The sequence below is a fragment of the Hyphomicrobium sp. genome, from assembly GCF_041659645.1.
GTDB lineage: Bacteria > Pseudomonadota > Alphaproteobacteria > Rhizobiales > Hyphomicrobiaceae > Hyphomicrobium_B.
Window position 1 is genome coordinate 277,415 of sequence record NZ_JBAZXX010000002.1, and the last position, 18,738, is coordinate 296,152.

General features: G+C 61.0%; 18 protein-coding genes. All 18 read right to left on the reverse strand.

Annotated features, from left to right (window positions below):
- Positions 1-13 precede the first annotated feature (13 nt).
- A complete protein-coding gene (locus WC811_RS06385) occupies positions 14-1,729 on the reverse strand; it encodes a ribonuclease J (protein ID WP_372642173.1) in 1,716 nt (571 codons plus the stop codon).
- Complete coding sequence (locus WC811_RS06390) at positions 1,726-2,499, reverse strand: biotin--[acetyl-CoA-carboxylase] ligase (RefSeq protein WP_372642175.1); 774 nt, start codon at positions 2,497-2,499, stop codon at positions 1,726-1,728. Before WC811_RS06390 ends, WC811_RS06385 begins: the two co-directional genes overlap by 4 nt.
- A 6-nt stretch (positions 2,500-2,505) precedes the next feature.
- Positions 2,506-3,969, reverse strand: a complete 1,464-nt coding sequence (gene nuoN / locus WC811_RS06395; RefSeq protein ID WP_372642177.1) for an NADH-quinone oxidoreductase subunit NuoN — start codon at positions 3,967-3,969, stop codon at positions 2,506-2,508.
- Positions 3,966-5,465, reverse strand: a complete 1,500-nt coding sequence (locus WC811_RS06400) for an NADH-quinone oxidoreductase subunit M (protein WP_372642179.1) — start codon at positions 5,463-5,465, stop codon at positions 3,966-3,968. The genes nuoN and WC811_RS06400 overlap by 4 nt, the downstream gene beginning before the upstream one ends.
- The gene (gene nuoL, locus WC811_RS06405; RefSeq protein ID WP_372642181.1) at positions 5,462-7,420 is read right to left on the reverse strand and encodes an NADH-quinone oxidoreductase subunit L; all 1,959 of its coding nucleotides are present in this window, start codon (positions 7,418-7,420) and stop codon (positions 5,462-5,464) included. Before nuoL ends, WC811_RS06400 begins: the two co-directional genes overlap by 4 nt.
- Positions 7,421-7,507: 87 nt before the next feature.
- The gene (gene nuoK, locus WC811_RS06410) at positions 7,508-7,816 is read right to left on the reverse strand and encodes an NADH-quinone oxidoreductase subunit NuoK (protein ID WP_290986055.1); all 309 of its coding nucleotides are present in this window, start codon (positions 7,814-7,816) and stop codon (positions 7,508-7,510) included.
- On the reverse strand, positions 7,813-8,463 hold the full coding sequence (locus WC811_RS06415; protein ID WP_372642184.1) for an NADH-quinone oxidoreductase subunit J: 651 nt from the start codon (positions 8,461-8,463) through the stop codon (positions 7,813-7,815). The genes nuoK and WC811_RS06415 overlap by 4 nt, the downstream gene beginning before the upstream one ends.
- Before the next feature lie 11 nt (positions 8,464-8,474).
- On the reverse strand, positions 8,475-8,963 hold the full coding sequence (gene nuoI / locus WC811_RS06420) for an NADH-quinone oxidoreductase subunit NuoI (RefSeq protein WP_372642186.1): 489 nt from the start codon (positions 8,961-8,963) through the stop codon (positions 8,475-8,477).
- Complete coding sequence (gene nuoH / locus WC811_RS06425) at positions 8,960-10,030, reverse strand: NADH-quinone oxidoreductase subunit NuoH (protein WP_372642188.1); 1,071 nt, start codon at positions 10,028-10,030, stop codon at positions 8,960-8,962. Before nuoH ends, nuoI begins: the two co-directional genes overlap by 4 nt.
- Before the next feature lie 6 nt (positions 10,031-10,036).
- Positions 10,037-12,133 carry an NADH-quinone oxidoreductase subunit NuoG gene (gene nuoG, locus WC811_RS06430; RefSeq protein ID WP_372642190.1) on the reverse strand — a complete coding sequence of 699 codons (2,097 nt, stop codon included), beginning with the start codon at positions 12,131-12,133 and terminating at the stop codon, positions 10,037-10,039.
- Between the two features lie 16 nt (positions 12,134-12,149).
- Complete coding sequence (gene nuoF / locus WC811_RS06435; RefSeq protein ID WP_372642192.1) at positions 12,150-13,436, reverse strand: NADH-quinone oxidoreductase subunit NuoF; 1,287 nt, start codon at positions 13,434-13,436, stop codon at positions 12,150-12,152.
- A 5-nt stretch (positions 13,437-13,441) separates the two neighbouring features.
- On the reverse strand, positions 13,442-14,692 hold the full coding sequence (nuoE, locus tag WC811_RS06440; RefSeq protein WP_372642194.1) for an NADH-quinone oxidoreductase subunit NuoE: 1,251 nt from the start codon (positions 14,690-14,692) through the stop codon (positions 13,442-13,444).
- Positions 14,693-14,923: 231 nt separating this feature from the next.
- Complete coding sequence (locus WC811_RS06445) at positions 14,924-15,391, reverse strand: hypothetical protein (RefSeq protein WP_372642196.1); 468 nt, start codon at positions 15,389-15,391, stop codon at positions 14,924-14,926.
- A gap of 91 nt (positions 15,392-15,482) precedes the next feature.
- Positions 15,483-15,914 (reverse strand): SRPBCC family protein, encoded by a 432-nt coding sequence (locus WC811_RS06450; RefSeq protein WP_372642198.1) that lies wholly within the window; start codon positions 15,912-15,914, stop codon positions 15,483-15,485.
- 6 nt (positions 15,915-15,920) lie between these two features.
- Positions 15,921-17,111 carry an NADH-quinone oxidoreductase subunit D gene (locus tag WC811_RS06455; protein WP_372642200.1) on the reverse strand — a complete coding sequence of 397 codons (1,191 nt, stop codon included), beginning with the start codon at positions 17,109-17,111 and terminating at the stop codon, positions 15,921-15,923.
- Positions 17,112-17,113: 2 nt separating this feature from the next.
- Positions 17,114-17,563 (reverse strand): thioesterase family protein, encoded by a 450-nt coding sequence (locus tag WC811_RS06460; protein ID WP_372642202.1) that lies wholly within the window; start codon positions 17,561-17,563, stop codon positions 17,114-17,116.
- A gap of 10 nt (positions 17,564-17,573) precedes the next feature.
- On the reverse strand, positions 17,574-17,903 hold the full coding sequence (locus WC811_RS06465) for a hypothetical protein (RefSeq protein ID WP_372642204.1): 330 nt from the start codon (positions 17,901-17,903) through the stop codon (positions 17,574-17,576).
- A gap of 172 nt (positions 17,904-18,075) precedes the next feature.
- Positions 18,076-18,681, reverse strand: a complete 606-nt coding sequence (locus WC811_RS06470) for an NADH-quinone oxidoreductase subunit C (RefSeq protein ID WP_372642206.1) — start codon at positions 18,679-18,681, stop codon at positions 18,076-18,078.
- Positions 18,682-18,738 lie beyond the last annotated feature (57 nt).

Genomic DNA, 18,738 nt, shown 5'->3' on the forward strand with positions numbered 1-18,738 from the left:
AAGCCCTAAGACTTCAAGTTTTGCCATCCACCACGGAGAGCAGCACTTTGACAACGGGCTTCTTGCCCCAGGCTTCGTTAATGGCCGAACGGACTGCCCGCTGGACGGCTTCTTGAACCATACCGCGGTCGCCGCGCCGCTTCGGTGGGATTGAACGGATGGTACCGTCGATGGCATCGAGCACGATCTCGCGCATTGAATCGCCGTCCCGGTCGGCTGCCGGGATGCCCTCAAGCACGACGCCCGGTTCGCCCAGAATCTCGCCGCGCTTCGATAACGCCATCGCGATAACTGCGATGCCGACGAAAGAGAGCTTGCGGCGAGCTTTCACCGGGCCTTCGACGTCCGGCACGATGAGGTTGCCGTCGCGATAGAGGCGGCCGACCGGAGCCTCGCCGATAACGGCTGCAGGCTCGGGCCAGAGCTTCAGGATTTCACCGTCGACCATGGTGAAGGTCTCGCGAGCGCCGCAGGCACGAGCGAGCTTCGCGTGCTCCCTCAGGTGGCGCGCCTCGCCGTGCATCGGAACGGCAATCTTCGGGCGAAGCCACGCATACATATCTTTGAGTTCGTCGCGGCGGGGGTGACCCGTAACGTGCACGAGCGCTTCGGCGTCGGTGATGATCTCGATACCGAGCCTAGCAAGCGCGTTCTGAATGCGCGATACGGCGCGTTCGTTGCCGGGGATAGTGCGGGACGAAAAAATAATGAGATCGCCCTTGTCGAGCGAAATGTCGGGATGTTGGTCCTCGGCAATCCGCGCCGTCGCCGCGCGCGGCTCTCCCTGGCTGCCGGTGCAAAGCACGACGGCCTTATCGCGCGGCAACTCGGAAAAGCGCTGTTGATCGAGATACGTGAAGCTTCGCGGGAGGTAGCCCGTTTCGATCGCGACCTCGATGATCCGGTGCAACGCCCGGCCCGCAACGACCAGCGACCGTCCGGCAGCATGGGTTGCGGCGGCAATTGAAGCAACGCGCGCGACGTTCGACGCAAACAGCGTGACGGCGACGCAGCGCGGCGCATCGGCAATGATCTTTTTCAGGGACTTGGCGACGTCCTCTTCGGAGGCGGAGCGCCCTTCCCGCATGGCGTTCGTCGAATCGCCGACGAGAGCGAGCACGCCTTCGTCGCCCAGCGACTGCAGCTTGGCGGCGTCGTGCGGTCGTCCGACGACGGGGGTCGGATCGAGTTTCCAGTCGCCGGTATGAAACACCAAGCCCGCGGGCGTGCGAATCGCGAGACCGTTCGGCTCGGGGATGGAGTGCGTCAGGCTCACGAATTCGATATCGAACGGGCCGGCCTTGAAGCGGCCGCCGAGAGGTACGTCCGTGATCGGCAACGTCAGAGAACCGCCGAACTCACCGAGCTTCGTCTTCAACATTCCGGATGTGAACGGCGTCGCAAAGATCGGGCATTGCAACGACGGCCAGAGATCGATGACGGCGCCGACGTGATCTTCGTGGGCGTGCGTCAGGACGAGGCCAACGAGGTTTTTCCGCTCGGGCACGATGAAGCGAAGATCAGGCAATATGACGTCGGCGCCGGGCTCGCCCTCGTGGGGGAACGTGACGCCGAGATCGACCATCAGCCACGACCGCGCCTTCGGCGGCCCGAAACCGTAAAGATAGACGTTCATGCCGATCTCACCGAGACCACCGAGCGCCATGAATACGAGTTCGTCTGATTTGAACTTTGCGGGGGACGGGGATGACGTCGGACGTTCGCTCATGAATCCCCATCGCGTGTGACTTCGCCAACCAGGGCGACATCACCGTAGTTGAACTCCCGGACGGTGCCATCGACCTTTGCAAGGAGCGCGCCGGTCGCCGCCAAACCTTGATAGGTCGCCGATACCGGGCCCGTGGTCGTGTTGATCACGATCGGCTCGCCGATCGGGCCGGCACGCTCGATCCAGGCTTCGCGGATTGCACCAAAGTTCTCCCCGGCGTTCCAGCGGTCAAGCCAGAAGAAAATGCGGTCGGACAGCGCCGTCAGCAGGGCGCGCGGTTCCGGCGGCTTGCCGTAATGGGCAAGAGCCGCTGCTTCGCGTCCAATCGCATTCGGGACAGCCACGAGATTTAGTCCAAAACCCAAAATCGCTAAAAAGCCGGAGCCTTCGCGTAACGACGTGCTCTCGACCAAAATTCCACCCGCCTTGGCAAAGCCCATCAAAATGTCGTTCGGCCATTTGAGGCGAAGTTCGGCGCCCGGCGCAAGGTCCATTGTGATGCGAACGGCGTCTAGGACGGAAATTCCGGCGAGAAGTGACAATTGGCCCGCCTTCTCCATCGGTGCGGTGCAACGAAAGGCCAAGCTGGCGTGAAGATTCCCGAGTTGAGATACCCACGTTCGTCCGGAGCGCCCCCTGCCCCCCGTCTGGACGTCCGCAATCACCCACAGGGGAAGCGATTCGCCGGCGAGACCGAGACGCATGGCGTCGGCGTTCGTCGATCCGGTCTCGGCGACGTGGAGAATTCGGGGCAGGATATTTCCGTCCATCGCGGGCTAAAGCGGGTGTGCTGAAACCAGCACCGACGCGGCAGCGGTTGCGGCATCCACAAGAGCGCCGCCGACGAAGGGAAGGACGAAGGCCACGGTGAACGCCGCAGAGAGGGCCATGACAGCGAAGGTCCGGCTTTCGCGCGGCGCGAAGGCTTCCGCCGGTTCATCGAAGAACATGATCTTCACGACGCGAAGATAATAGTAGGCGCCGATCACGCTCGAAATCATGCCGATGACCGCGAGCGGATAGAGCCCAGCCTTGATCGCGGGCAAGAAGACGTACCACTTCGCCCAGAAACCCGCGAGCGGGGGAACACCGGCGAATGAAAACATGAGAAGCCCAAGGATCGTCGCGAACGTCAGATCGGATCTCGCGAGCCCGGCCAGATCGGAAATGTTTTCGACGTAGAGATCGCCGCGCCGCATCGAGAGCACGCAGGCGAACGCGCCGAGCGTCATCGCGACATAGATCGCGAGATAAATAAGAACGCCGCTCGTACCCTCGGGGCTGTTTGCGGCCAATCCGAGCAACGCGAAGCCGACGTGCCCAATAGAAGAATAGGCGAGCAGGCGCTTGATGTTCGTCTGGCCGATGGCCGCGAATGCGCCGAGCGCCATCGACGCGATCGAAAGGAAAATAACGATCTGCTGCCATTGCGGCGCGATGCCCGGGAGCGCGGCCTGCGTGAACCGCAGCAAAAGCGCCATGGCTGCGATTTTCGGTGCGCCGGCAAAGAACGCCGTCACGGGCGTCGGCGCGCCTTGATAAACGTCGGGCGTCCACATGTGGAACGGCACGGCGGCGATCTTGAATGCAAGACCGACGAGAACGAACACCAGGCCGAACGTCAGTCCGATGTTTGACGCCATTTCCGGCATCTTCGCGACGTCAGCGATCGTCGCGTAGCTCGTAGAGCCGGTGACGCCGTAGACCATCGAAGCACCGTACAGCAGCATGCCGGACGACAGCGCGCCGAGAACGAAATATTTGAGGCCTGCTTCGCTCGAACGAACGTCGTCGCGCTTGAAGGCGGCGATGACATAAAGCGCCAGGGATTGCAACTCGAGTCCGAGATAGAGCGCGATCAGGTCGTTAGCCGACACCATCATCAGCATGCCGAGCGTCGCGAGCAGCACTAGCACGGGATATTCAAACAGCAACAGCTTGGCGCGGCCGAAATTGTCTAAGGTCATCAGAAGCGTCAGCGCCGCGCCGACGAGAATCACGATCTTCAGGAAACGCGTGAAGCTGTCCGATACAAACGCGCCACCGAAGACGATCGACGACCCGCTTTGATCAATCGCCGCGATTCCTGCGGCGAGAAGCACGCCGATCGCGAGCCAGGAGACCGTGCGTCCGGCGGCTTCGCCGTTGGGCATGAAAACGCCGATCATCAAAAGCGCAATTGCGCCGAGCGCGAGGATGAGTTCCGGCAATACGACCAGTAGGACCGCGCTATCGATCATTGGTATCCTCGTGTCGTCAGCGAAGCGGCGGCTGTCGCCTGAGCGGACTGGTAGTTCTCGACGAGGTTTTTCACCGAAGTTGCGGTGACATCGAGAACCGGCGACGGGTACACGCCATAGAAGATCGTGAGCAGAATGAGCGGCGCCAAAATCGCGATCTCTCGTGGCGACAGATCGAGAATGCCCTTGAGGTTGGCTTTTTCGAGCGCACCGAAGATGACGCGGCGATAGAGATACAGAGCGTAAGACGCCGACAGGATAACGCCCGAGGTGGCGATGATCGCGACCCAGGTGTTGGCGTGGAAGGCCGCAAGCAGCGTTAGGAATTCGCCGATGAAGCCGCTGGTGCCGGGCAGGCCGATATTGGCCATCGTGAAGACCATAAAGGCGAAGGCGTACTTCGGCATTCGCTCGACGAGGCCGCCGTAGGCTGAGATCTCACGGGTATGCATGCGGTCGTAGATGACGCCGACGCAGAGGAAAAGGGCGGATGAGACGATGCCGTGCGACAGCATCTGGAAGATGGCGCCATCGACGCCCTGTTGGGTCGCCGAGAAGATGCCCATCGTCACGTAGCCCATGTGCGCGACGGACGAATAGGCGATGAGCTTCTTCATGTCTTCCTGAACGAGGGCGACGAGCGACGTGTAGACGATCGCCACGATCGATAGGGTAAAGACGAAGGGCGCGAGATCAGCGGACGCGTTCGGGAACATCGGCAGCGAGAACCGGAGGAAGCCGTAGCCTCCCATCTTCAGAAGGATACCCGCGAGGATGACGGAGCCCGCAGTCGGGGCCTCGACGTGTGCGTCCGGCAGCCACGTATGGAGCGGCCACATCGGCATCTTGACGGCGAAGGACGCGAAAAACGCGATCCAGAGCCACCATTGCATTTCCGGCGGGAACTTCGTCTGCAGAAGCGTCGGGATATCGGTCGTGCCGGCATGCCAGTACATCGCCATCATCGCGAGCAGCATCAGCACGGAGCCAAGGAGCGTGTAGAGGAAGAACTTGAAGCTGGCGTAGACGCGCCGCTTGCCGCCCCAGACGCCGATGATGATGAACATCGGGATGAGACCAGCTTCGAAGAACAGGTAGAACAGAACCATATCGAGCGCGCAGAATACCCCGAGCATCATCGTCTCGAGGATGAGAAACGCGATCATGTATTCCTTCACCCGAACCTGGATCGATTGCCAGCTCGCCAGGATGCAGAGCGGCATCAGGAAGGTCGTCAGGATGACGAACAGCATCGAGATGCCGTCGACCCCCAGCTTGTACTTCAACGATCCGAGCCAAGGGTGTTCCTCGACGAACTGGAAGCCAGCGGTCGAGGTATCGAAGTTGATCCAGACGAGAAGCGACACCGCGAAGGTCACGAGCGTCGTCCAAAGAGCGATCCAGCGCGCGTTGCCCTTCGCTTCCGCGTTGAGCGTCGCGATCAGCAGGGCACCGACAAGCGGCAGGAAGATCGTGACCGAGAGAATGTTGCTCATTTGAGCACCCCGCCGAAGAGCCCGTTGTACGTCAGCCACGTCAGGATGGCGGCGACACCGATCAGCATCGCGAAGGCGTAGTGGTACATGTAGCCGGTTTGCAGCTTGACGACGCGATCCGTGACGCGAACCACGCCCGCTGCGGTGCCGTCGATGGCTCCGTCGATAACGGACCCGTCACCGGCCTTCCAGAGCAGGCGCCCGAGGGCGAACGCAGGCCGGACGAAGATGAAATTGTAGAGTTCGTCGAAGTACCACTTGTTCAAGAGGAACAGGTAAAGCGGCTTCAGTGCGCGTGCCGTCGCCGCCGGTAGCCACGGCGCGCCGATGTAATAGACCCAGGCGATCGCGAAGCCCAAGAGCATCGCGACGAACGAAGAGTAGCTGACCCATTCGGGCACGTCGTGCATTTCGTGCAGGATATGATTGTGTTCGCCGGTGAAGATCGCGGCTCCCCAGAATTCCTTCTGGTCGTGACCGATGAAATAGGAGGTGAAGACGATACCGGCGAAGGCCGCGCCGATCGACAGAACGGCCAGCGGGATCATCATCGTCGGCGGGCTTTCGTGGGCGTGATCATAGGTGTGATGATCGGCGCGGGTCTTGCCGTAGAACGTCAGGAAGACGAGCCGCCAGGAATAGAATGAGGTCATCAGCGCCGCGATGACGAGTGCCCAGAAGGCGTAATTGTTCGGCGTGCCCGCGGCGTAGGATGCCTCAATGATGGCGTCCTTCGAGTAGAAGCCGGCGAAGCCTGTCAGGTGCGGAATGCCGACGCCGGTCAGAGCGAACGTGCCGATCAGCATAGCGGCGAACGTCCACGGAATTTTCGAGCGAAGGCCACCCATCGCGCGCATGTCCTGCTCGTGGTGCATCGCGTGGATGACCGAACCCGCGCCAAGGAACAGCAGCGCCTTGAAGAATGCGTGCGTGAAGAGATGGAAGATGCCCGCGCCGTAAGCGCCGATGCCACACGCCACGAACATATAGCCAAGCTGCGAGCATGTCGAATAGGCGATGACGCGCTTGATGTCGGTTTGCACCAGGCCGACGGTCGCGGCGAAGAAGGCGGTGATCGAGCCGATCAACGTGACAAAGGCCAAGGCATCGGGCGACAGTTCGAAGATCGGCGACAGACGCGCGACCATGAAGACGCCTGCCGTGACCATCGTCGCGGCATGGATCAGCGCCGACACCGGCGTCGGGCCTTCCATGGCGTCGGGCAACCAGGTGTGAAGCAGGAACTGCGCCGACTTGCCCATCGCACCCATGAACAAGAGCAGCGAGATCGTCGTCAGGATGTCGACGTCGTGCCCCGCGAAATTGAAAGTCTTGCCGACAGCTGTCGGCGCAGCAACGAAGAGCGCGTCGAGATTGACCGTGTGAAAGACGTAGAACAGTGCAAAGATGCCGAGCGCGAAGCCGAAGTCGCCGACGCGGTTGACGACGAAGGCCTTGATGGCGGCCGCGCACGCCGACGGCTTGGTGTACCAGAAGCCGATGAGAAGGTAGGACGCGAGGCCGACGCCTTCCCAGCCGAAGAACATCTGCACGAGGTTGCCGCTCGTCACCAGCATGAGCATGGCGAAGGTGAACAACGAGAGATAGGCGAAGAAGCGCGGACGCGAGTCGTCATCGTGCATGTAGCCAATGGAATAGAGATGCACGAGTGACGATACCGTCGTCACGACGACAAGCATAACCGACGTCAGCGTGTCGATCTTCAGCGACCAAGACACGTCGAGTTCGCCCGACGTGATCCAGCGCATCAGCGTGACGTCGTGCGTCTCATGGCCGAGCGCGACCTGAAAGAACACGATCCACGACAGCAGCGCCGCGAGCATCAGGAACGACGTGGTGATGATCTCGCTCGGCCGGGCGCCAATGACGCGACCGAAAAATCCGGCGATGAGCGCGCCCGCGAGCGGTAGAAAAACGATGGCGGCGTAGATCATATGGAGACGTTCCCCTTCGCCCCGTCATGCTCCCCGCGAGCGGGGAGATGGGACAACCCGTAATCCTGGATGACGCAGATCACGATCTCACCCCTTCATCATGTTGATGTCTTCGACCGCGATCGAGCCGCGGTTGCGGAAGTAAACGACCATGATCGCGAGGCCGATGGCGGATTCGGCGGCGGCGACGGTCAATACGAACAGGGCGAAGACCTGGCCGACGAGATCGCCGTTAAAGTGGGAGAACGCGACGAAGTTGATGTTGACCGCCAGCAGCATCAATTCGATCGACAGCAAAATGACGATGACGTTTTTGCGGTTCAGGAAGATGCCGAAGATGCCGAGCGTGAAGAGACACGCCGCGACAACCAGATAGTGTCCAAGACCTATGGTCATTCAGCAGCCTCCGGATGCTTGACGGCGGGCGGAATAACGGAGCCGCCGCTCGGAACCTTGATGACTTCCATCCCGGTCTTCGGGCCGCGCGCGACCTGGGCGCTGATCGACTGGCGCTTGACACCCTCGCGGTGTTTCAAGGTCAAGACGATGGCGCCGATCATCGCGACGAGAAGGATCATCCCGGCGCCCTCGAAGAAGTAGACGTATTTCGTATAGAGGAGTTCACCGAGCGCCTGAGTGTTGGTGATGCCTGAGCTCGCGGGTGGGACGGGCGACGCTGCGTTCGTTGCAGCAGCGACCGTCAAGCCGCGATAACCGACGAGCGCCAAAATCTCAGCGAGCACGATACCGCCGATCAACGCCCCGACTTTCGCGTTCTTGATGAAGCCGGCCTTCAGCTCCGCGAAATCGACGTCGAGCATCATGACGACGAAGAGGAATAGCACCGACACGGCCCCGACGTAGACAACGACAAGCAGCATCGCCAGGAATTCGGCATTGAGCAGCACGAAGAGTCCGGCGGCGTTGAAGAACGCCAAAATCAGGAACAGCACGGCGTGGACTGGGTTCTTGGTCAGGATGACCATAGCGCCCGATGCCACTGCCAGGACCGCAAAGAAATAGAAGAAGAGAGCCGATGCCATAACCGTGCCCTCTACCGATATTTCGCGTCGAGCGCGATGTTCTTCGCGATTTCGCGTTCCCAGCGGTCGCCGTTCGCGAGCAGCTTGTCCTTATCGTAGAACAGTTCTTCGCGCGTTTCGGTCGCGAATTCGAAATTCGGACCTTCGACGATGGCGTCAACCGGGCAGGCTTCCTGACACAGCCCGCAATAGATGCATTTCGTCATGTCGATGTCGTAGCGCGTCGTGCGGCGCGTACCGTCGTTGCGGCGCGGACCTGCTTCGATGGTGATCGCCTGAGCCGGGCAGATCGCCTCGCACAGCTTGCAGGCGATGCAGCGTTCTTCGCCGTTGGGGTACCGGCGCAACGCGTGCTCGCCGCGAAAGCGCGGAGAGAGCGGCCCTTTCTCATACGGATAGTTCAGCGTCTTCTTCGGGGAGAAGAAGTAGCGCATCGTGAGAAAGAAGGCCGAGACGAACTCGGTGAGGAACAGCGATTTTACGCCCTGTGCCAGGTTCATGAGAGGAAGCCTCCGAATTGCAGCACGGCGGCGGTGACGATGACCATGACGAGCGACAGAGGCAGGAACACCTTCCAACCGAGACGCATCAACTGATCGTAGCGATACCGCGGCACCATCGCCTTCACCATGGCGAACATGAAGAAGACCATCACGACTTTAATCAGGAACCAGAGAATTCCGGGAACGGCGTTGAGCGGCCAGATATCGACCGGCGGCAGCCAGCCTCCGAGGAAGAGGATGGTCGTCAGCGCGCACATGGTGGTGATCGCGACGTACTCGCCGAGCATATAAAGCAGGTAGGGCGTCGATGAATATTCGACCATGAAGCCCGCCACGAGTTCCGATTCCGCTTCGACGAGATCGAATGGCGGGCGGTTGGTCTCGGCGAGCGCTGAAATGAAGAAGACGACGAACATCGGAAAGAGCGTCAGCCAGTGCCAATCGAGCAGCGAGTTCGTAAGGCCGAGACGCGTGCCGATGCCGGACTTCTGCGCGTTGACCACGTCCGTGACGTTCAGCGAACCGACGCAAAGAATGACGCAGACGATGACGAAACCGATCGACACTTCATATGAGACCATCTGAGCCGCCGAGCGCAGCGCGCCCATGAACGGATATTTCGAGTTCGACGCCCAGCCGCCCATGATGACGCCGTAGACTCCGAGAGACGAAATCGCGGTGAGGTAGAGGATACCGACATTCATGTCGGAAATGACCCACTTGCCCCAACTGTTCTCATTGACCGGAATGACGGCCCAGGTTGCGAGAGCGAACACCGCCGTGGCGAGCGGCGCCAACAGAAACACGATCTTGTCGGAGCCTGCGGGAATGATCGGCTCTTTCAGGACAAACTTCAAAAGATCGGCGAACGACTGCAAAAGTCCGAATGGTCCGACGACGTTCGGGCCGCGCCGCATCTGCACGGCGGCCCAAACCTTGCGATCCATGAGAAGCAGGAACGCGATGATGATCAGGAGCACGACGAGAACCAGCAGGGAAAAGCCGATCAACGCCAGCAAATTCCAGCCGTAGTCGGTCATGAATGTCTGCAGCGATTCGAGCATGGGTCCCTATTCCGCTGCGTTGAGTTTCTGGTTGCTGGACGATTTCAGCGCGCTCATTCCGGCCATGACGGCTGACGCGCGCGCGACGGCGTTCGTGAGGTAGAAATCAGCGATGGCCGGAGCGAACGGCTCGGACGACGTCTGGCCTGAAAGCTTGGCGAGCGTTTCGAGACCCGAGGCGACGCGCTGCTCGATGGTATCGAGCGCGGCGAGCTGCGGGCTCGCGCGGTACATCGCGGCGCGCAGTTCTTTCAGATTGTCATAGGGAAGCGTCGCGCCCGCACGCTGCGACAAGGCGCGGAGGATCGTCCAATCCTCCTTGGCATTGCCCGGCGGGAACACGGCTTTCGCCGTCTGTTGCGTGCGGCCTTCAGCATTGACGAACGTCGCGCTCTTTTCGGTGTAGGCGGCGCCGGGCAGAATGACGTCGGCACGTTCCGCGCCTTTGTCGCCGTGCGTTCCCTGATAGACGACGAAGGCTGATGGACCGAGATGCGAGAGATCGCATTCGTCGGCGCCGAGAAGATAAAGAAACTCGGTATCAGGTCCGAGGATGCCGGAGATGTCCTTACCGCCCTTGCCCGGCACGAAGCCGAGATCGAGACCGGCGACGCGGGCAGCGGCGGTATGAAGAACGTTGAAGCCGTTCCAACTCGCGTCTTTTCCGGCGGAAGCCGCGAGCAGAATGCGCGCCGCGAGCGAGAGGACGGCGAGGCCGTCGGCGCGCGCGAACGCTCCCTCGCCGACAACGACCATCGGCTTCGCAGCCGCCTTCAGAACATCGGCGAAAGGATGCCGGCCGTTGGCAATGTCCGACAAAGTATCGGGACCGGCGCCGAGATATTCATAGGGATAGGTGAGATCGACTTTTGCACCGACAAGCGCGATTTTTGTCGGGGCCGATCGCCAGCGCTTGCGGATGCGGGCGTTGAGAACCGTCGCTTCGATGCGCGGATTGGCGCCGACCAGCAGAATGGCATCCGCCTGCTCGATGCCTTCGATGCTCGAATTGAAGAGATAGCTGGCGCGGCCGAGCTTCGGATCGAGCTTATCGCCTGCCTGGCGGCAATCAAGCGACGCTGCGCCGAAGCGAGTGAGGAGATCCTTCAGCGCAAACATCTCCTCGGCGCCTGCGAGGTCACCGGCGACGGCGCCGATCTTATCGGCCGTGGCCGCCTTTAACTTTCCGGCGACGAGGTTCAGCGCGTCATCCCAGCTCGCGGCCTCGAAGCGGCCGTTCTTCTTGATGTAGGGCTGATCCAGGCGCTGCGTCTTGAGGCCGTCCGAAACGTGCCGCGTCTTGTCGGAAATCCATTCCTCATTCACGGCGTCGTTGTTGCGCGGAAGGATGCGCATGACCGCCGCGCCGCGCACGTCTGCGACGACGGAGGACCCGACAGCGTCCATTACGTCGATCGTCTCGACGGCTTCCATTTCCCAGGGGCGGGCGCTGAAGGCCCACGGCCGGTGGGTCAGGGCGCCGACCGGGCAGAGATCGACGGCGTTGGCGCTCATCTCCGACATGATACCGTGTTCGAGATAGGTGGTGATTTCGGCATCTTCGCCGCGGCCGATCAGGCCGAGTTCTTCGACGCCCGCGACTTCGGTCATGTAGCGGACGCAGCGCGTGCAGTGGATGCACCGCGTCATCATGGTCTTGATCAGCGGGCCGATGTGCTTCTCTTCGACGGCGCGCTTGTTCTCGTGGTAGCGCGAACCGCCGACGCCGAACGCCATCGCCTGGTCTTGCAGGTCGCATTCGCCGCCCTGATCGCAGATCGGGCAATCCAGCGGGTGATTGATGAGGAGGAACTCCATCACCCCTTCCCGCGCCTTCTTGACCATCGGAGACGAGGTGCTGACGATCTTCGCCGAACCATCCTTGTTCGGCGGTAGATCGTTGACCAGCATCGCGCAGGACGCGACCGGCTTCGGAGAGCCCTGCACCTCGACGAGGCACATGCGGCAGTTACCGGCGATCGACAGACGCTCGTGATAGCAAAAGCGGGGAATGACAGAACCCGCCAACTCGCAAGCGTGCATCAAGGTCGTGCCGTCTTCGACCTCGATCGGTGTGCCGTCGACGATGAGTTGCTTTGGCATCGCTCTTATCCGCCGCCTATTCCGCTGCCACGCGCGTGTGTTTCGCCTGATAATCGTCGATGCGCTGCTCGATCACTGGGCGGAAGTTCTTGATCAGGCCCTGGATAGGCCAAGCCGCCGCGTCGCCCAGCGCGCAGATGGTGTGCCCCTCGACCTGCTTCGTGACATCGAGAAGCAAATCGATCTCGCGCTTTTCGGCTTCGCCGCGCTCCATGCGTTCGAGCACGCGCCACATCCAGCCGGTGCCTTCGCGGCAGGGTGTGCACTGGCCGCAACTCTCATGCTTATAGAAGTACGCGAGGCGGCGGATGGCGCCGATGATGTCCGTCGATTTGTCCATGACGATTATGGCGGCGGTGCCGAGACCCGAGCCGAGCTTGCCGAGGGCGTCGAAATCCATCGTCACGGCTTCGGCCTGCTCGGCCGTAATACAGCGAACGGACGAGCCGCCGGGAATGACGGCAAGCAGATTATCCCAGCCGCCGCGAATGCCGCCGCAGTGCTTGTCGATCAGCTCTTTGAGCGGAATGCCCATTTCTTCTTCGACGACGCACGGCCGCTCGACGTGGCCCGAAATTTGGAAAAGTTTGGTGCCCGTGTTGTTCGGCTTTCCGAGCGCCGCGAACCACGCCGATCCGCGCCGAAGGATTTCCCCGGCGACGGCTATGCTTTCGACGTTGTTGATGGTCGTCGGCGCACCGTAGAGGCCGACGTTCGCTGGAAATGGTGGCTTGAGGCGCGGCTGGCCTTTCTTGCCTTCGAGGCTTTCGAGCATCGCCGTCTCTTCGCCGCAAATGTACGCGCCGGCGCCGTGATGGACGTAGAGGTCGAAGTCCCAGCCGTGGATGTTGTTCTTGCCGATGAGCTTGGCAGCATAGGCTTCATCGACGGCGCGCTGAAGCGCCTCGCGCTCGCGGATGTATTCGCCGCGCACGTAGACGTAGCTCGTGTGGGCACGCATCGCGAACGACGCGAGCAACGCGCCTTCAATAAGAAGATGCGCGTCGTGACGGAGAATTTCGCGGTCCTTGCAGGAACCAGGCTCCGACTCGTCGGCGTTGATGACGAGGTAGCTCGGCCGCGCATCGGCCTTGGGCATGAACGACCACTTGAGACCCGTCGGGAAGCCAGCGCCACCGCGTCCACGCAGGCCCGACTTCTTCATCTCGTCGATGATGTAATCGTGGCCCTTGTCGATAAAGAATTTCGTGCCGTCCCACACACCTCGGCTCTGCGCGCCCTTGAGGCTCACATCGTGAAAGCCGTAGATGTTGCGGAAAATCCGGTCGCGATCATGCAACATGCGCGCTACCCCTTCGGCCTTTCGCCGGCTTTACTGTCCGGACGCCATCCCGAGGCAAGCTTCTGCGCCTGCTCGATCCACTTGTCACGCGTAACGCGACCCTTGAACCCGTCAAGTTGACTTTCGAACCATGTAATATTTTCTGGCGTCCACTTGGCGATCTGATCGAAATGCCAGATCCCCATCGCGTGGAGCTTCTCGGCCATCTTATCGGCGACACCCCAGATGAGCGAGAGATCGTCGGCGGCGCCGCCACGCGGTTCCTTCAAGAGTTCGGGCAAGAGTTCGGGTTCGTCGGTCGCGTCGGAAACGGCCGATGCTGCTGCCGCGGCCGCGATCGCCCGGTCGCGGATCATGTCCGACTTGATCTTGCTGAGTTCGCCTGCGGAGAGCGGCTTGCCGTCGCCGCGCGCCTCAAGCTCCTTGACGAGACCGGCATTCGCCATCGCGGTCAACGCTGCGGGATGGATAGGCGGTGCGCCGGTCGGCGCGTTGGCGGGCGAAGCCGGCGATGTACCGGTCGCGACCTGCTCCTTGTGCGCCGGCGACGCAAGAGCGGATGGCGGCGCGGTTTCTTGCGCCTTGTCGAGCGAAGTGTCGGACGTTTCCTCGAAGCGCTTTTTCCAGGCGCCAATCGTCGAACCATCGTACAGCGTCGGATCGGTCAGAGAGGTCGGCCCGGTAATCGGGCACGACGCGGTGCGGCCGATCTGCGAGCCGGGCGTTGGCTTCCGATCGGCAAGAAAACCGTCGAGGATCGCGTTCAGCTGCTCGGGCGTCAGATCTTCGAAGGTATCCTTATTGACCTGCACGACTGGGGCGTTGGCGCAGACGCCGATACATTCAACCTCTTCCCACGACAGGGTGCCGTCGGCGTTGGTTTCGTGGGCGTGACCGTTGATGCGATCCTTGCAAACAGCGACGAGATCGCCTGAACCACGCAGCATGCACGGCGTCGTGCCGCAAACCTGGATATGGGCCTTGCTGCCGACCGGCGACAACTGGAACATCGTGTAGAATGTCGCGACTTCCATGCCGCGAATGTGGGCCATATCCAGCATATCGCAGACCAGCCTGATCGCCGGTTCAGGAAGCCAGCCGCCGGCTTGCTCCTGCGCCCGCCATAGCAGCGGGAGGATGGCTGATGCCTGCTTGCCTTCGGGATACTTGGCGATCGTCTCGCGCGCCCACCCGAGATTCTCGGCAGTGAAAACGAATTGGGCAGGTTGCTCAGGATTCAGTCGGCGAACGGCCATTCACGGCTCCCTCGAACATCAATCCTATGCCGCCGAAATATAACGAGCGAACGGCAGATGAGACCGCTTGCCCGAGTTATTCCGCGCCGTTCCAGGCAGCGACATTAACTCTCTCTTGCTTATGCGGTCCAGTACGAGGATCGCGCGAGCAAAGCAAGCATTTGTCGATCTGTCACACGTGACAAGTCGTGATCGTCATCAGCGTTCAGGTGCGACGATACGCGCGGCCCATCAGGGAGCGGTCGTTGGAGGAGACGTCGAGGACTCCGACGGCAGAATTCCGCGCCGCTGCAGCGTCTCCGTCGGCTTCTCCGTCGCCCATCTGCGCTCAGAAAAGCCGAGCGGCACGGCGAGCCAACCGAGCAGCAAAAGGAACGTCGCGATCGGCGCCAGGAATAGCGAGATCTGAGAGCCGACGCGGAGGAAGCCCGTCCAGAGAGCCGCAAACAGAAGTCCCAGCACTATGATCACCCATCCGCCGTCGTCGGCGCCACGCGCGGTCGCAAACAACAGCGCGGAGAAGAGCCCGAAGAGGCCGATAAGAACTGGGACGAACGGAAGATCGGCCTGAAGCGCTCCCATGGGCCAAGCTCGCGTTCGCGCGAACAGCCGGTAGGTCGCGAGGCTCAAGCTCCATCCGAGCGCCGCAATCGCCAGCAGAAAGAGGTTGTCGACCATCGGGGCTGCACCGGGAAGCATAACGCGCTCCTTCTTTCTCTCCGCTTCAAACGCTGTTCCAATCTGCCAGGGCTTTGCGGCCGGCGCCAGCCGTACCTTCGCAATCTCGAAATCATTGGTTTTCGGATCGCGCCTTCAGTTCGTCATTCATGGCGCGAAAACCGCGTTGCGTTGCCTCGAGAATGCTCCCGAAAATCGGCACCAAAAGCCCGGAAAACGCTTCCGACTGCGTGAAGCGCGTGCCGGAGGCTTCTTCGGCCAGCGCAAAACGATGTTCGCCCGCGAAGAGCCCGGGAATCGGGAGCGCGCCGCGCCAACCGAAGCCACGCTCGGCCACGAGTTCAATCACAACTGGCTTGAACGTCTGAGGCTTGCTGCCGGGCGGGGCGATGACAACTTCCAAGCTGGCCCCAACCCGCTTTTCGCCCGAGAGACTGCGGATGAAGGGATTCCATGATGGATAGGCAGCGAAGTCCATCAGGACCGACCAAACGCGCGATGGAGGCGCCTTGATCAGCACAGACGTCTCGATCACACGGGCCATGACGCGTTAGCGATCGATTTCACCGAAGACGATATCGAGCGAGCCGAGGATCGCCGAGACGTCGGCCAGCATGTGACCGCGATTGATGTGATCCATGGCGGCCAAATGCGGAAAGCCCGGTGCGCGAATTTTGCAGCGATATGGTTTGTTCGAGCCGTCGGCGACCAGATAAACGCCGAATTCGCCCTTTGGCGCTTCGACCGCGGCGTAGACTTCGCCCGGCGGCACATGAACGCCTTCGGTGTAGAGTTTGAAGTGATGGATCAGCGCCTCCATCGAGCGCTTCATCTCGCCGCGCGTCGGGGGAACGACCTTCTTGTTCTGGGCGACATGCGGGCCTTGCCCGCCCGCCGACTTCAGCAGCTCGCAGCACTGCTTCATGATCTTGGTCGCTTCGCGCATTTCCTGCATGCGGATGAGATAGCGATCGTAGCAGTCGCCGTTCTTGCCGATCGGAATATCGAAATCGAGTTCGGCGTAGCACTCGTAGGGTTGCGATTTGCGCAGATCCCAGGCGGCGCCTGAACCGCGCACCATCACTCCGGAAAAGCCCCATGCGAAAGCTTCTTCGAGCGAGACGACGCCGATGTCGACGTTGCGCTGCTTGAAAATTCTATTCTCGGTCAGCAGGCCATCGATATCGTCGACGACCTTCAGGAAGGGATCGCACCATGCGTAAATGTCGTCGATCAACTTCTCGGGCAGATCCTGGTGGACACCGCCCATGCGGAAATATTTGGCGTGCATCCGCGAGCCCGACGCGCGCTCGTAAAAGACCATGAGCTTTTCGCGCTCTTCGAAGCCCCAGAGAGGCGGCGTCAAAGCGCCGACGTCCATCGCCTGCGTGGTGACGTTCAAGAGATGCGAGAGCAGGCGCCCGATCTCGGAATAGAGCACGCGGATGAGCTGGCCGCGGCGCGGAACCTCAAGGCCGAGGAGCTTTTCGGCGGCCAAGCAGAACGAATGCTCCTGGTTCATCGGAGCGACGTAATCGAGGCGGTCGAAATAGCCGATCGCCTGCATATAGGTTTTATGCTCGATGAGCTTCTCGGTGCCGCGATGAAGCAGGCCGATGTGCGGGTCGACGCGCTCGACGACCTCGCCGTCAAGTTCGAGCACGAGTCGAAGCACGCCGTGTGCCGCCGGGTGCTGCGGCCCGAAGTTGATATTGAAGTTGCGGATCTCGGTCTCGGCCATGTTCAAACGGTCCCGCGCGTAATGGGTGCAAGCCTGGCGATCTTCGCCTTTTCGTTGACCCGCTGCTCGAACTTTTCCCAGTTGACGACCATACGCTGATGCTCGCCTTCGCCAATCAGATCCATACCGTCATGGGCTTTGACATGAAAATACAATCGGCGGCCAGCGACTTTTGTGCACTCGGCATCAACCGTCACCGTTTGACCGGGGACTGTGGCCGCGAGGTGTGAGACGTTGATGTGAATGCCGAGCGACCCCTCCCCGTCATCCAGGTGAGGCGTAAGAATGTGGAGGCACGTCCATTCCATGAGCCCGACCATGAAGCCGGTGGCGAACACTGTCGGCATGAGTTGGAATTCGTGTGCCTCGGGGTAGAGCTGCGGCACGGTCTTGGTCGCGGGGATACGATAGGCGAATTGCGTCTTCGCGCCGGGTTGGAGCGTGTTTTTCATGCTCGACGCCTCACAGCCTGTCTTTCAGGTTGCGCGTCGTAATATAGAGGCTGGCCGCCGTTCCAGCCACGGCAAAGATGCCGATGAAAAAGTTCCAGAAATGCGGCTCCGAGACACGGTCGAACCAAGCGTAAAAAAGTTCGGCCAGCGCGGAGGCGACGACGGCCCCCAATGGAACGACGATGGTGCCATAAGGCAGGAAGCGGCAGATGACGCCAAGCGCCAGCCCGATGAGCGCCCGTGGCCAGTCGATGATGAAGGCCACGATCATGGTCGTTGCGGCGACGGCGACGCTTAGCTCCAACTCCATTGCTACGTGGGTCCTATGCATCACTGCCATTTCGAACCTCCGATGCATTTTTTTGCCGGACGCTGGCAAAAACGAGGCTCGACCCGAACATCGACAAACGCAAGATCCGGTTCTGACCTGGAAGCTTCAAGAAACGCTGCCGATCGACTGGATGACAAGACAAGACCAACGAACATTTAATGCGAAACATCAGATGCGGGATTTATGACTTCGCACCGGCTTTGTCGTCGCCCGGGAGAACGTTAGTCGGACCTTCCCATGGGCTTTCGAAATCGAAATCGCGGAATTCCTGGGTGAGCTTTACGGGCTCATAGACGACGCGTTTCTTTTCGTCGTCGTATCGGACTTCGACATAACCCGTCAGCGGGAAATCCTTCCGCAGCGGATGGCCCTGAAAGCCGTAGTCGGTCAGGATCCGGCGGAGGTCGGGGTGGCCTGTGAACCGGATGCCATACAGATCGTAGGCCTCCCGCTCATACCAATTGGCGGCCGGAAACACGTCGTTGACGCTTGCGACCGGCGTCGCCTCGTCCGTCGAGATCTTGACCCTGAGCCGCTGATTGAGGCGCGGCGACAACAGATGGTAGACGACATCGAAGCGCTCGGCGCGCTCAGGGTAATCGACCCCGCAAATATCGATCAGGATTTCGAAAAGGCATTTCGGATCGTCGCGCAGCTTGGTCAGCACGTCGATAATATTTTCGCGGGCGACCGTGATCGTCAATTCATCGTAGGCGACGGCCGCGCGGCGCAGGGCGTCGCCCGCAACCGATTTCGCGGCATCCTGCAACGCGGTCAAATCCGTCATCGGCCGACAAACTCCCGAGACGACCGGCGACGCCGGCCTTGGCGACTTTCAATTGTG